Genomic DNA, 13,833 nt, shown 5'->3' with positions numbered 1-13,833 from the left:
TTTTGATAGGGTGCGGTTTCTCTAGAAAGGAGAAACCGCATTTTTATATTTATAAAGATAATTAGAAATATAGACTTGAATTTTTTTAGATACACGAATTGTTAGCAAATACTAGAAACTTCAGTGCCAGACGGGAACAATAATTTACGAGGTATTGTAATAATCTCAAGAGCCATCTGGGCTGAATGGAGAAGTATTGGAGTTAACTCTAAAGCGTGTGTTAATAATAATATAAAGCTTGTTAGAATTGCAAAGCTTCCCCAAAAGAAACTTTTTGAAGTGTTACGGAAATCTTTTATTAAGGAAAAGAAAGAAAAAAATGCTGTAACAACAAGAATTAAAAATTTATACTTATCAGCCATTAAACCCCTCCTAAAGAACAATAACTTATATTATAGCGTATTTTTCTGTATTATTATAAGGAGATTTTAAAATGAATGATAAAAAGTAGAGGCCGCAACTTAAAGGAATGACGGATTACCTTGAGCGTAGAGGCTGGTGGTATGAAAAGTTAAGTAAAGATTTTATTTTAGTGAAACAGAAAAATCACTCGGCCTCAAAAAGAGGATACTTTTATTGAGTATTTAATAAAGGAAATTTAATTGATTATAATGGAAAGCGCACTGAAAACTAATAAAACGGCCATAAGGATGTTAAATGATTTAGTATGCTTCAACAAAAGTTTTTGAAACATGGAACCGAATAATGTCCAACTAAATGTGCTCATTAATCCAACTACACCTAGAAATAATGAAAAAAGTAGATAACTTGAATATGAATTGTAGTAAGGAAGAATAAAAGTTGATACTACAGTTAGTCCGAATAGTATTCCTTTAGGGTTAATAAACTGAAGGAAAATCCCAACTGTAAATAAATTTTTATTATATTTTTCATCGGGATTTATGCTAGTTTTACTTGTGAGTATTTTAAGGGCTAAATATAGCATATATGCTACACCTAAGATTTTTAAAGGGAATTCGATTATAGGTAGGATTTTAATTAGTACAATATTAAAGAAACTACATAAGGAAGTTAGGATGAAAAAACCGAAAGCTACTCCGAAGCAAAATTGCATACTCCTTTTTAAACCATGTTGATTAGCGTATGTCATAGCTAAAAAATTGTTAGGTCCGGGTGTGAAGCTACTTATAAAAACAAATAACAAAAAAGAAAATATAGGCATTTCAAACCTCCTAAGTATTTTGTATGTTATAATGACCGAAAGGAACAATATAACGTGTGCTTTTTATTATACATAACGGTCGTTATATTGTATATAGTGTAGGAGTGTTTCTTATGGAAGAAATTCAACTTATTCTGGCGAAAAATTTAAAAACAATTCGAGAAAAAGAAAAATTAAGTTTAGAAAAGGTTTCCCAATTAACAGGTGTGAGTAAAACGATGATTGGACAAATTGAACGTGGAGAGTCAAGTCCAACATTAACAACGATATGGAAAATTGCGAATGGTTTGAAAGTGTCTTTTACTTCTTTAATCAATAATCCGCAACCGGATACGAAAGTTGTTTTACGAAATGATGTTCAAGTATTATCAGAAGACAATGGAAGATATAAAGTGTATCCTTCTTTTCCTTTCCAAGATGATAGGAACTTTGAAATCTATACGGTTGAAATTGAAACAGAAGGAAAGTTAAATTCGGAAGGTCATAAAGAAGGGACTGAAGAATTTATAACGGTGTTTGAAGGGGAATTGACAATTGAAATAAATGATTGTCAGTATAAATTAAATAGCGGGGATTCAATTCGCTTTAAGGCGGATAGACCGCATTCCTATCGTAATTTTGGAAGAACGCAAACCCGGTTAAATATGACTATTTATTATTCAACTTCATAAATTTACAGCTACCTTGAAAAACAAAGAAAGGCGTAATGATAAAACCATCTATAAGAGATGGTTTTTATTTTTTATAATCCACAAAAAAAGACACTCATTTGAGTGTCAACATAGTGTTGCTCTCGCGTATAGGATTGGAGTATGTTTCTCAAATATGTTTTGAGATGGTTCGCATTTGAGAAACTATCTTCATGTTCAATGTAACATTAGCAGTGAGGAGTGTAAATTGATAATGTATATACGGAAAATTTAGTATAGATACTTTGTACTATGAATATAGTACAAAGTATTTCTTATTGCATAATCACTTACGTGAAGTTATTAAAATATAAACTAAAGGAATGACCTAGTAGTTACTATTTTAGCATTTAAGAATGATTATTATAAAAAGAATGAATCATTTTTTAATCGATTCGTATAATTGTTAAAGAGGCACCTGTTGAACCACCTCCAACTAAATTAACTATGGATAATACGCCGAATAGTTGAAGTGAAATTGTATTACCAGCAGTTAAATTAATTATTAAATTATTATTATAATTTGAAGTTGATAATGCGGGAGAAAAAATAGATCCGGAAAGTGGAGTCGAAGAGTTTAATAGTAGCGATTTAGTATTTTGGAATGGAACTATCATTTTATTATATTAATACTACTAGTTATAGTAACGGTAAAAAGTTTACTTTATGTAAAATCATTTGAGTATGAAAAAGTAGTTATGGAATTTTTCTAAAATGATAGAGGGTTTATTTTGTTAATTAGTAAACAAAATGTGAAATGAGGTAGTAAATTGAACAGAGATGAAAAATTATCTTTGAATAAAGGTATGGTAAGACCAGAAAATATTGGACCTACTTTTCCGGTTCTTCCGCCAATTTATATTCCAACAGGAGCAACAGGAACAACAGGAGCAACAGGATCAACAGGATCAACAGGGGCAACAGGAGCAACAGGAGCAACAGGAGCAACGGGAGCAATGGGATCAACAGGAGCAACAGGAGCAACAGGATCAACAGGATCAACAGGAGCAACGGGAGCAACAGGAGCAACAGGAGCAACAGGATCAACAGGAGCAACAGGGGCAACAGGAGCAACAGGAGCAACAGGAGCAACGGGAGCAATGGGAGCAACAGGAGCAACAGGAGCAACAGGAGCAATGGGAGCAACGGGAGCAATGGGATCAACAGGAGCAACAGGATCAACAGGAGCAATGGGAGCAACAGGAGCAACAGGAGCAACAGGAGCAACAGGGGCAACAGGAGCAACAGGAGCAACAGGAGCAACGGGAGCAATGGGATCAACAGGATCAACAGGAGCAACGGGAGCAACAGGAGTAACGGGATCAACAGGAGTAACGGGAGCAACAGGAGTAAGGGGATCAACAGGAGTAACAGGAGCAACAGGAGCAACAGGAGCAACGGGAGCAACGGGAGTAACAGGAACAACAGGTCCAACTGGCGTTATTGGCCCCATAACAACAACTAATTTATTATTTTACACTTTTTCAGATGGAGAAAAACTTACATATACAGATTCAGATGGGCTAGCTCAATATGGTACAACTCACATATTATCTCCTGATGAGGTTTCGTACATTAATTTGTTTATTAATGGAATACTTCAACCACAGCCATTATATCAGGTTAGTACTGGCCAGCTAACTTTATTAGATAATCAACCACCATCACAAGGTTCTTCAATTATTTTACAATTTATCATTATTAATTAAAAAAGACAGATTCTTAAATAAGAAGGATCTGTCTTTTTGCTCTACATTAAAATAGTTAAAACTAAGTGACGATAAATTCGATTGTAATTGGAATTCCACCGTCTAATGCGTCTCCGCCAGGAATTGTAATAGCACCAGTAGGTCCAGTAGTAACACTGGAGTTCACACTAGGTTGAAGAATGCCGTTTACATATAAGTTGTAATACGTAAAAGTCGGAAAAGCAGTTGCAGTAGTGCCAGCATCGTTTAAACAAGCTGTAGCAGCAATTGCAAAAGCTGCACCTGTTCCTGTACCAGCTCCTAATGTAGATGTAAATCTTCTAGATGCCATAAATGGTTGAATAATTGGCAATTAATTCTCACTCCCTATATTGTTTTTTGGAACGAAGTATACAATAACTTGTCCACTATATTGTATGAGAGTTTTTGATAATAGAAACGGCTTTATGATAATAGAAGGAACATAATTTAAGTAAAGATATTATTGTTATTTATTTGAAAAGGTGGTGTTATTACTTATTATTTGTAAGTTATTGGTTATATGCTAATGCTTAGTTTTAATATTTAAATTAAAATGTGCTTTTAAACCTAAGAGATAAACGTGGAAAAATAAAATAAACTTTTAAGTTTAGGTGTTTAATCTAAGCAGTCAATTATTAAAAACATATAATTAATATGTGAGTCATGAACATAATTAAATAGCGTTCTTTCAGTTTAATTATAATTCATGTTTCCTATTTTAAGTGAATGAAACCTATACACAATTTTATAGTTCTTATAATAGGAAAACACTCAAATATAAAATAAGTAAGGAGGAAATAAATGTCAAACAATAATTGTTTTGGTCATAATAACTGCAATAATCCGATTGTTTTCACTCCAGATTGTTGTAACAATCCACAAACGGTTCCAATTACTAGCGAACAATTAGGAAGATTAATCACTTTATTAAACTCTTTAATTTCGGCTATTGCAGCGTTTTTTGCAAATCCAAGTGACGCAAACAGATTAGCTTTACTCAATTTGTTTACGCAACTATTGAATTTACTAAATGAGTTAGCACCTTCTCCAGAAGGGAATTTCCTAAAACAATTAATTCAAAGTATTATCAATTTACTACAATCTCCTAATCCAGATTTAAATCAATTACTTTCTTTATTACAACAATTCTACAGTGCTCTTGCACCATTCTTTTTCTCATTAATTATTGATCCTGCAAGTTTACAACTTCTATTAAACTTGTTAACTCAACTCATTGGAGTTACACCAGGAGGAGGGGCAACAGGTCCAACAGGCCCAACAGGTCCAGGAGGAGGAGCAGCAGGCCCAACAGGTCCAACGGGAGACACAGGTCTAGCAGGAGCAACGGGAGCAACAGGTCCAACAGGAGATACAGGAGCAGCGGGTCCAACAGGTCCAACGGGAGACACAGGTCTAGCGGGAGCGACAGGAGCAACAGGTCCAACAGGAGATACAGGAGCAGCAGGTCCAACAGGTCCAACGGGAGACACAGGTCTAGCAGGAGCGACAGGCCCAACAGGTCCAACAGGAGACATAGGCCCGACAGGAGCAACAGGCCCGACGGGTCCATCAGGTCCAACAGGAGACACAGGTCCGACAGGAGCAACGGGTTCAACAGGAGCAACAGGAGCAACTGGCGGTGGAGCTATTATTCCATTCGCTTCAGGTACAACACCAGCTGCATTAGCTAACGCATTAGTAGCTAATACAGGAACTCTTCTTGGATTTGGATTTAGTCAGCCTGGTGCAGCATTAACAGGTGGAACTGATATCACATTGGCGTTAGGTGTAGGTGATTATGCATTTGTAGCACCACGCGATGGGGTTATTACGTCATTAGCAGGTTTCTTTAGTGCAACAGCTGCATTGGCTCCATTAGCACCTGTTCAAGTTCAGATACAAATATTAATTGCACCTGCAGCAAGTAATACGTTTACAGTACAGGGTGCACCTCTATTATTAACACCAGCATTTGCTGCAATCGCAATTGGTTCTACAGCATCAGGTATTATACCTGAAGCTATCCCAGTAGCTGCAGGAGATAAAATACTACTATACGTTTCATTAACAGCAGCAAGTCCAATAGCAGCAGTAGCTGGATTTGTAAGTGCAGGTATTAATATCGTCTAACTTGTTACAATGTCTGTTTGAAATTTGAACTGGCATTTGTATATAGCCCTTCCTAATTTTATTAGGAAGGGCTATATTTTATGGGAAGATAGGTGATACTCAATTGAGAAATTACTCTTTGTTGAATTGGTATAAAAATAAAAATGTATGATTTACACTCTATTGTATATGAAAAAATATCTATAAATAAAAAGATGAATTCTATTAAAAACAGAATTCATCTTTTAAATAAAAGGGAAGTAATTTATTTATCGTGAGTGTTAAAATGTTATTGTACAAATTATTAATAAACTATTTGTTTTTATTACAGTTACATCCTTTTTTCTTTACATAGCCTTGATTGGCTAAGTCTCTTTGTGATTGGGAATTGGAAGATTGAGAATTCGAAGACTGAGAGGATGTTGATGAACTACTATTTTTATTATGAGAGTAGTTTTTTCGATAGTTATAATTACTCATAGTACTATCACCTCCAATTAAATATATAACTATTATATGTAGCTATTCTATTAATTGTTACGATAATAAATAGGAATGGGTATATAATAAAAAAATCTCCTACGTATTTTCCGAGGAGATAAATAATTGTCCTTTCATAATATAAATTAATATCCCCAGTAAAGAGGAAAATAATATGAATCTTGGTAATATAAATTTTGTTGTGGATTAGGAGGATGAGTTGCAGGGGGTATCGTTCCGCGGTTCTGATTACAATTTGCTGGAGGACCGATTACTGTAGTGGATTGAATAGGGGATACCGCTTGTTTCCATTGTTGCTCATCGAGACAGTAAGTATGGGCCATTATATTAGTGGGAGTTAATCTTAACATGTCAGAACCAAAAATAACTTCTGGTGTTGGTGCGTCGAAGATTGCTAATAAATGAGTGTTATCTGCTGTAGCAATTTCATAATGCCACCACGCTTGTGGAATGTTGGCAACTTGCCCCGGTTTTATTGGTAAGTTTAATATTTGATTTGTAAAAGGATTAAGTAAAGAAACAACTGCAGAGCCTGAAATGCAGTAAACAAGTTCAGCTGCATTTTGATGTATGTGCGGCTCTACAACATTTCCTGTACTTAAATAGATATCTAATAAAGAAGTGTTTTCTAACGTATTTAATTGTTTCTCGCCAAGTACGTTTATATAGTTTTGAGCATCTTTCTGAAAAAAATTACTTTTATTTAAATCATAAGTGAAATTAATTGAGGGGGAAGTGTAGTCGATATTGGAACTCAATTGTATTACCTGCCTTTCTATTAGTAAGTAAGGTTACAAAATTAGGATATGTGTCTATTGTTGGTTGTGTGCAGTTGTTGGTATCTTATTAAATTTGCTTATTCCATAAAGAATATGGGGTGTATTTCGTATCATAAAAAACAGACCAATACTTTTTATAAGAAGCATTGGTCTGTTTTTTATGATAGTTTTTGCTGAATAATTAATTGTGCTTTAGCGGTATTGGCATAATTGAGCCAATCTAATACCAAGTTTTGTTTTAAATCAAAGTAGATTTCTATGACGTCAAAATGGGATACCTTTGTTTTAAGTGGAACAGGTATACCATTTACTTTTGCATTTTTCATGTTATGTGCAATTTTTGGAAATGCAGAGAAAGTAAAATCAATAATTGTAGCACCATCTGGTAAATAAATAGGTTGTAAATCTGAAGTATAAGCCGTTATGGTATTTTCAAATAGTTCGTACGATACTAGATTGTGGAACGCAATTGGATCTGTAGTTAATAAATTGTTATGCACAATTGTATCATTCATTATTTTATAAGATATGGATTGAATATCCATAGTTTCATTATTCAATAAAGAAAAAATACCATTATTTTTTAATCTTTTTGCAAGTTTTGTTTGAATGATAATTGTTTGTTCAGTATCATTCATATTGATTTTAGTTTTTAAATTGCTATTAAAATGGCTGTTTTCAAGTGCTATATTGTCTTCGAAATAGTTTATAGTTGGATTGTATAATTGATGTATTATTCCAAGAATTTTATAGCAATCTAGTACACTTGTAGTTGTAATACAAATTTGTGAAATACCTGATACGTTTTGTATTTCTTGTAATTGTGAGTAAGTAGTATAAATCGGAGGGAACTCATAGTTTATTTCAAATGAAAGGTTAGTATCATAAAAAGAATGAATTGCTCTTCTTAAATCAGTTATATTTTTTTGAAGATGTGGAACATATCCCGTTAAGAATTTAAGTACCTTGCTATATCTTTCTTTATGTAAATATTGAAAAGCAAGATTTTCTAATTCATACTGGATTGTATATAATCCAAGTCGCTTTGCAAGTGGCGCAAAAAGTGTTAATGTTTCATTCGCATATGCTACTTGTTTCGCGGGTTTTTTAACATTCAAAGTTTTTATATTATGAAGGCGATCTATAACTTTAATAATGCCAACACGTATATCATGTTGAGAGGATAATAGTAATTTTTTAAAGTTAATTGCTTCGTATAATACTTTGTTTTGATCTTGTTGTTTTTTTCCTTTTGTTAATCCATTTACAATATATCGAATAGTCGCACCAAAATGTGATTCGATTTCTTCTAGAGAATATTCGGTATCTTCTACAACATCGTGTAATAATGCAGCAATCAATGTAGTGATGTCAGCTTTATAATTTAGCAGTATTTCTGTAATTGCGAAAGGGTGAATAATATATGGTTCTCCGGTTTGACGGTATTGTCCATCATGTGCTCGCTCTGCAAATTGTATAGCTTTTTTCAAAAAATTTAATTCATTAGACTGTAAATAATTCGCCTTTTGTAATAATACCTCGCTCATATAAATCCATCCCTTAAAATTATTTTTAATAATAATTCTGTATAATAGAATAAATACCCTTTGAAATTATTTTAATTATGAAATAAATAAAGGTGTTGAGATTAAACTATATTCGTATTCTCGTTCATACTTTTGATTGATGGAAAAAAGTAATGAAAATGTTAATTTATAATTACATCAATCATTTATAAGGGGTGAATGTCCATGTCATTTAGTGAAATGATTAGAAATGAAGTGCTCAGCTGGGCAGGTGTTTCTGAAAAACCGCATCGATTTGGTGGCATTGAAATAAATTACGGTAAGAAAGAACTTGGTCATCTGCATGGAGATAAGTTAGTCGATTTACCATTTCCAAAGTTAAAGCGGGATGAATTAGTAAACCAAGGATTGGTCAAACCACATCACGTATTACCTGAATCAGGATGGATCAGTTATTATATAAAGAGTGCAGAGGATATACCGTTTGCAATTGAGTTATTTCGTATGCAATATGACAGAATTAAAAAATAATGAAATTAAATAGATGAGTAAAAATATATTTTTATGTCACATCCTTCTTTAGTCGTTCGTCTTGTATGTAGAACGATAAGGAGGGATTTTATTATGAAGAAATTTGATGTAGCAATTGTTGGTGGGGGCCTTGCTGGATTAACAGCGTCTATATATTTAGCGAAAGCTGGAAGAAAAGTGATTGTTTTAGAAAAGTCCAATCGCTTTGGTGGTCGAGGGATGACTATTAATAAAAATGGGATCTGTATGAATCTTGGTGCACACGCCTTATATAGAGGAGGAGCCGCATTTTTAACTTTTAATGAGCTCGGTATGAATCTACCGGGTGGAATTCCATCTACAAAAGCACATGGAATATGGAAAGGGGATATTTTCACCATACCAACAGATTTCCGCTCAATTTTATCAACACCACTACTTTCGTGGTCTGCAAAAGTACAATTCTCACGTCTTATGATTCGTTTAGGGAATTTAGATGTAAGAAAAGTTCAAAAAGTGAGCCTAACTACATGGGCAGAAAATGAAATAAAAGATCCAATGGTTCGCAATATATTTTATGCGCTATGCCGAACAACAACATATACGTTTGCTCCTACAATACAATTAGCATCATCTGTACTAAAGCAAATACAGCTTTCGATAAAAGATGGGGTATTTTATGTAGATGGTGGCTGGGAGACGATAATAACAAAATTAAGAGACATTGCGAATCATGCCGGGGTGCAATTTTTGGATAAAAAGCATGTTTTGGAAATAGAGCATTACGAAGATAAACAAAGAATATATTGTTTTGATGATGAGGTATTTGAAGTAGGTACAGTCATTGTGACGACTCCACCGAAAGAAGCTTGTAACATAATTAAAGGTGTGGAAGGAACAAGTTTGCATAGATGGAGTAAACAATCGATACCGGTTACTGTTGCTGCATTAGATATTGGTTTGAGACGATTACCTAATCCGACACATCAATTTGCATTAGGGTTAGATCAGCCTATATTTTTCACGAATCAATCAAGAGCAGCTAAATTAAGTGATGATGGATCAATTGCAGTGAGTTTAATTAAGTACCATAATCCTGTACTAGAGATGAAATATACTCATGAAGATAAAGAACAGTTAGAAAGTACAATGGATTTGCTACATCCAAATTGGAAAAGAGAAGTTGTTGCACAACAATATTTACCGAAAATAACAGTAGTATATGATTTTCCTCATATAAACCGAGTTGAAAAACCAGGTCCTAATATCCCTGAAATGCCAGGTGTTTACGTTGCAGGTGATTGGACTGGGCATGATGAAATATTAGCTGATGCTGCAGTAGCAAGTGGAAAACGTGCAGCGTTACACATTTTAAAGCAATTAGAAAGTGAGGGAGTTCATCATGGAAACGGAGCAATTATATGAAGCGTATCAACCATTATTATTTTCGTTAGCATATAGAATCCTTGGGAGTGTTATGGATGCTGAGGATATCGTTCAGGATGTATTTATCTCGTTAAATAATATAGAGGATCTTCAGTCTATAGAAAATATGAAAGCATATTTGTGTAAGATGGCGACAAATCGTTCAATTGATAAATTACGTTCGGCAGCGCATAAACGTAACGTGTACGTAGGGATGTGGTTACCAGAGCCACTTGTAGAAGAAAGTAATGAGCCATCAGAGTCATTTGTTATGAAAGAATCCCTTTCCACAGCATATTTATTACTTTTACAACAACTGTCTGAGGTAGAAAGGATTGTTTTCATATTAAGAGAGGTTTTCAGTTATGAATACGAAGAAATAGCTTCAATTGTTGATAAGAGTAGTGTGAACTGTAGGAAGATCTTTCAACGCGCACGAAATAGTATATTGGATAAGCCGAAGCAATCAACATTAAGTACGAAGAAAATGGCTGATTATGTTGAAAAGTTTGTATCATCACTACAATGTGGTGATGCGCAAGGTATGTTAGAAGTATTAAAAACAGATGCGATATTGAAAGCAGATGGTGGTGGTAAAGTTACAACTGCGATTCATCCGATTTACTCTGCGGATCGAATTATACGTTTGTTCTTTGGGATTGCACAACGATTGACAGAAGAGTACACTGTTGATTTCAAAATGGTAAATGGTATGCCTGGAGTAATAGTTACAATAAATAATAAAATAACGTATGTTCTTTCGTTTGCATTTGAGGATGAGAAGATTTCAAACATTTATATGATGGTTAATCCTGAAAAACTTATGCATTTAAATGTAAAAATATAAAAAAACGCATTTCTTCAGAAATGCGTTTTTTTTATTATTTTTCTAACATTTCAAGAGGTACATCTTTTTCACCAGCTACCTCAAATTTAATTTCCCCGTCTTCTTCATAAATACGTGAAATAATCGGTATAGTAATCATTAATTTTTTATGTTGCTTGCGCTTTCGAGCAGCATCTAAGCTAATCACGTTCATTGTAAGCATCCTTTCTTCTAGAAATATATAAACAAAAGAAAATGCGTCCGGAAAGGGCGCTTAATTGAATTTGAAATACCGATTCATTTAAATGAGGTTTATATGATTTAACAACTGCAATTGAATTAAAAATAGTATGAATGGAATAATTGCACGTAGAAATTAACTTTACCAAAAAACGAAACAATATGCTATAAAAAATTATAAATCTTTGTCATATAACGGGAAAAAGGTTTTTGTTTCGCATATAATGAAAGTAGACGAGCAACAAGAGCTTTTTCATCATATTGCTTTAGAAAGGCGATGAAAAAAATGGATACATTAAATTCATTATTATTTCAACTTGAACAATATGGAGAAGAGCATGATCGAAATAAAAAAACACGGGAAGAAAAATTACGGAATATTTCTCGTGAGATGGGGCAATTTTTATCAATTTTAGTAAAAGGGTGTAGTGTAAAAAACATTTTAGAAATTGGAACTTCTAATGGTTATTCTACATTGTGGTTAGCTGATGCGGTAGAAGAAACAAATGGAAATGTAACAACTGTAGAGCTTTCCTCAGAACGAGTTGGAGAGGCACTTGCCAATTTTGAAAAGGCAAACCTTTTACAAAGGATTGATGTTCACAATCAAGAAGCAGGGGCATTTTTAGATTCACAACTAGATCATTCATTTGATTTTATTTTCCTAGATTCAGAGCGTACGCAATACATGTGGTGGCTTGAGCATATAAAACGCATTTTACAACCAAAAGGTCTTCTTGTTGTCGATAATGCTACTTCTCATGCGAGTGAATTAGCTGAGTTTATAAAAATGATTGAAGAAGATAAAATGTTTGAAACAGTGTTATTGGCATTTCAAAATGGTGCATTTGTAGCGCGTAAGAAGCAATAGGATTGAACGCAATATAATTATCACATTGAAAAAGGGTGTATGTCAAAAGATTGAGTACAGTAGGATGGGAAGGACGTAATTTATATATGTGACATACGAAGAATCCGCCTTCAGCATGTCGGTCTCTAGGTCTTAAGTCTGAGGAAAATTATGTTGTTTACAGGTATACTTATAGTAAGAAACAGGGAATGACTGCATAAGCAGGTATTTCTTGAAAATTGATTTCATATAGGCTGTTTGCACATGAAATACAATATATTAGATGAAATATAGTGCACATAAATTCGCACATATAAATAAAGGAGCGATTTTGTTGACTGAACTCGAGAAAAAAGAACCCGTATCAATTGTGAAAGATAATAATGTAGAAGTAGTAGTTGATACAGTTATAAAAGATGAAGAACTTGATGAATTAAATAAGGAAGCCGATCTTTATGTACAAAAGTTAAATAGCGAGCAAAATACAGATTTATCAAAAGTATTGTCTCAGCTAGGAGATTTAGGGGATAAAGAGCAACAAGCAGCAGGACAAACGTTATCAGCATTAAAACGTCCTGTCACAGCGATGATGAATGGAAAGAACGAAGAAATTCCAAATACATTGTTAGAGTTACGAAAAGTGGTATCAGAGCTTGATCCGAATTCATTAAAAGCAAGTGGTATGAAAAAAATTATGTTTAAAGTATTCAAGAAAAATCCACTTGAAACATACGTGCATAAATATCAATCTATAGATAAGCAAATTGAGGAGATTATAAGATCGCTTCTAATTGGTCGTGATAATTTACAAGAAGATACAGTCGGTCTTGAAATGCTTAAAGAGCAATCACACGATAAAATTCACGCGCTTGATAAGCAAGTATACTTAGGGAAAAAACTTGCTGGCATGCTGGAAGCTGAGAAACAAAATCCAGAACGTCAAAGGGATATTCCATTAATTAATGATGCATTAGAAAAGATACTCGTACGTACGCGCAATATGCAGCAAGCGAAAAGTGTGTTATTACAATCTATCGCATCAGTAGACATTATTAAGAAAAATAATGAAAAGTTAACAGAGGCAATTCGTAATGCAATTACGATGACGCAAAACGTTGTAACAGTTTCTGCTGCTATCCAGTTAGCATTAACAAATCAGCGTAAAACAATTGATGCAGTGAATGCAACAAATGAAGCAATTGAGTCTATGGTATTAAGTAATTCTCAGGCATTAAAACAAAATACAGAAGAAACAACAAAACTTCTTGAAAATCCTGCAATTAGCATGGATAAATTACGCGAATCATTCCAAAATGTATTTGCTGCAATTGAAGCTTCTGAAAAATCGTCAGAACGTATTATCGAGTCAAGTAAGAAGTTTGTTATTGAACTAGACACATTTAATGATGAAATGAAACAAAAACTCATTCAGCGCCCAAGAAAATAGCAGACTTTTAGAGGAGGT

General features: G+C 33.8%; 14 protein-coding genes and 2 pseudogenes. 9 read left to right on the top strand and 7 right to left on the bottom strand.

Translation table 11 applies throughout. The features are described 5' to 3' along the window. Positions 1-101 precede the first annotated feature (101 nt). Positions 102-362 carry a hypothetical protein gene (locus tag ACTFNE_RS07845; protein WP_046197421.1) on the bottom strand — a complete coding sequence of 87 codons (261 nt, stop codon included), beginning with the start codon at positions 360-362 and terminating at the stop codon, positions 102-104. Between the two features lie 95 nt (positions 363-457). Here ACTFNE_RS07845 and ACTFNE_RS07840 point away from each other — a divergent pair. Continuing rightward, positions 458-580, top strand: a pseudogene (locus tag ACTFNE_RS07840) (N-acetylmuramoyl-L-alanine amidase C-terminal domain-containing protein); the annotation flags it as partial. 18 nt (positions 581-598) lie between these two features. Here ACTFNE_RS07840 and ACTFNE_RS07835 read toward each other — a convergent pair. Beyond that, entirely contained in the window at positions 599-1,183 is a 585-nt protein-coding gene (locus ACTFNE_RS07835; RefSeq protein WP_001121288.1) for a LysE family transporter, read from the bottom strand. A gap of 56 nt (positions 1,184-1,239) precedes the next feature. Here ACTFNE_RS07835 and ACTFNE_RS07830 point away from each other — a divergent pair, with 56 nt between their 5' ends. Next, the gene (locus tag ACTFNE_RS07830; RefSeq protein ID WP_116777243.1) at positions 1,240-1,854 is read left to right on the top strand and encodes a helix-turn-helix domain-containing protein; all 615 of its coding nucleotides are present in this window, start codon (positions 1,240-1,242) and stop codon (positions 1,852-1,854) included. A gap of 404 nt (positions 1,855-2,258) precedes the next feature. Here ACTFNE_RS07830 and ACTFNE_RS07825 read toward each other — a convergent pair. Continuing rightward, a pseudogene (locus tag ACTFNE_RS07825) lies at positions 2,259-2,459 on the bottom strand (BclA C-terminal domain-containing protein); the annotation flags it as partial. Between the two features lie 183 nt (positions 2,460-2,642). Here ACTFNE_RS07825 and ACTFNE_RS07820 point away from each other — a divergent pair. After that, complete coding sequence (locus ACTFNE_RS07820; RefSeq protein ID WP_439997973.1) at positions 2,643-3,581, top strand: DUF4183 domain-containing protein; 939 nt, start codon at positions 2,643-2,645, stop codon at positions 3,579-3,581. Between the two features lie 61 nt (positions 3,582-3,642). Here ACTFNE_RS07820 and ACTFNE_RS07815 read toward each other — a convergent pair whose 3' ends face one another. Next, positions 3,643-3,933, bottom strand: coding sequence for a DUF4183 domain-containing protein (locus tag ACTFNE_RS07815; protein ID WP_001121647.1), 291 nt, complete (start codon positions 3,931-3,933; stop codon positions 3,643-3,645). Between the two features lie 470 nt (positions 3,934-4,403). Between ACTFNE_RS07815 and ACTFNE_RS07810 the strand changes: the two genes are divergently transcribed. Further along, complete coding sequence (locus ACTFNE_RS07810; protein ID WP_439997972.1) at positions 4,404-5,732, top strand: exosporium glycoprotein BclB-related protein; 1,329 nt, start codon at positions 4,404-4,406, stop codon at positions 5,730-5,732. A 605-nt stretch (positions 5,733-6,337) separates the two neighbouring features. Here ACTFNE_RS07810 and ACTFNE_RS07805 read toward each other — a convergent pair. Continuing rightward, complete coding sequence (locus ACTFNE_RS07805; RefSeq protein WP_000097590.1) at positions 6,338-6,970, bottom strand: cupin domain-containing protein; 633 nt, start codon at positions 6,968-6,970, stop codon at positions 6,338-6,340. A gap of 179 nt (positions 6,971-7,149) precedes the next feature. Continuing rightward, on the bottom strand, positions 7,150-8,538 hold the full coding sequence (locus ACTFNE_RS07800; RefSeq protein ID WP_270706072.1) for an HD domain-containing protein: 1,389 nt from the start codon (positions 8,536-8,538) through the stop codon (positions 7,150-7,152). 204 nt (positions 8,539-8,742) lie between these two features. Between ACTFNE_RS07800 and ACTFNE_RS07795 the strand changes: the two genes are divergently transcribed. The 3 genes from ACTFNE_RS07795 (at position 8,743) to ACTFNE_RS07785 (ending at position 11,299) form a co-directional block, all read left to right on the top strand. Next, entirely contained in the window at positions 8,743-9,048 is a 306-nt protein-coding gene (locus tag ACTFNE_RS07795) for a luciferase domain-containing protein (RefSeq protein ID WP_270706073.1), read from the top strand. Positions 9,049-9,141: 93 nt separating this feature from the next. Continuing rightward, on the top strand, positions 9,142-10,452 hold the full coding sequence (locus tag ACTFNE_RS07790; RefSeq protein WP_270706074.1) for a phytoene desaturase family protein: 1,311 nt from the start codon (positions 9,142-9,144) through the stop codon (positions 10,450-10,452). Beyond that, positions 10,430-11,299, top strand: a complete 870-nt coding sequence (locus tag ACTFNE_RS07785; RefSeq protein WP_000447134.1) for an RNA polymerase sigma-70 factor — start codon at positions 10,430-10,432, stop codon at positions 11,297-11,299. Before ACTFNE_RS07790 ends, ACTFNE_RS07785 begins: the two co-directional genes overlap by 23 nt. Positions 11,300-11,333: 34 nt before the next feature. On the opposite strand, the gene ACTFNE_RS07780 is transcribed toward ACTFNE_RS07785, so the two are convergent. Beyond that, entirely contained in the window at positions 11,334-11,492 is a 159-nt protein-coding gene (locus ACTFNE_RS07780) for a hypothetical protein (protein WP_001100983.1), read from the bottom strand. A gap of 312 nt (positions 11,493-11,804) precedes the next feature. On the opposite strand from ACTFNE_RS07780, the gene ACTFNE_RS07775 reads away from it, so the two are divergent. Continuing rightward, a complete protein-coding gene (locus ACTFNE_RS07775) occupies positions 11,805-12,389 on the top strand; it encodes an O-methyltransferase (RefSeq protein WP_000380333.1) in 585 nt (194 codons plus the stop codon). Positions 12,390-12,702: 313 nt separating this feature from the next. Further along, complete coding sequence (locus ACTFNE_RS07770; protein ID WP_000137402.1) at positions 12,703-13,815, top strand: toxic anion resistance protein; 1,113 nt, start codon at positions 12,703-12,705, stop codon at positions 13,813-13,815. The last annotated feature ends 18 nt before the right edge of the window (positions 13,816-13,833 follow it).

Origin of the sequence: Bacillus cereus group sp. MYBKT111-2, from assembly GCF_051915205.1 — a bacterium.
Lineage (GTDB): Bacteria > Bacillota > Bacilli > Bacillales > Bacillaceae_G > Bacillus_A > Bacillus_A paranthracis.
Note: the sequence above shows the minus strand (reverse complement) of the source record. Positions and strands in the feature narration are given on the sequence as shown.

Bases quoted from the DNA above. Each gene is read 5' to 3' on its own strand.
- ACTFNE_RS07845 (WP_046197421.1), bottom strand. From the start codon at position 362: ATGGCTGATAAGTATAAATTTTTAATTCTTGTTGTTACAGCATTTTTT.
- ACTFNE_RS07835 (WP_001121288.1), bottom strand. From the start codon at position 1,183: ATGCCTATATTTTCTTTTTTGTTATTTGTTTTTATAAGTAGCTTCACA.
- ACTFNE_RS07810 (WP_439997972.1), top strand. From the start codon at position 4,404: ATGTCAAACAATAATTGTTTTGGTCATAATAACTGCAATAATCCGATT.
- ACTFNE_RS07800 (WP_270706072.1), bottom strand. From the start codon at position 8,538: ATGAGCGAGGTATTATTACAAAAGGCGAATTATTTACAGTCTAATGAA.
- ACTFNE_RS07795 (WP_270706073.1), top strand. From the start codon at position 8,743: ATGTCATTTAGTGAAATGATTAGAAATGAAGTGCTCAGCTGGGCAGGT.
- ACTFNE_RS07790 (WP_270706074.1), top strand. From the start codon at position 9,142: ATGAAGAAATTTGATGTAGCAATTGTTGGTGGGGGCCTTGCTGGATTA.
- ACTFNE_RS07785 (WP_000447134.1), top strand. From the start codon at position 10,430: ATGGAAACGGAGCAATTATATGAAGCGTATCAACCATTATTATTTTCG.
- ACTFNE_RS07780 (WP_001100983.1), bottom strand. From the start codon at position 11,492: ATGAACGTGATTAGCTTAGATGCTGCTCGAAAGCGCAAGCAACATAAA.
- ACTFNE_RS07775 (WP_000380333.1), top strand. From the start codon at position 11,805: ATGGATACATTAAATTCATTATTATTTCAACTTGAACAATATGGAGAA.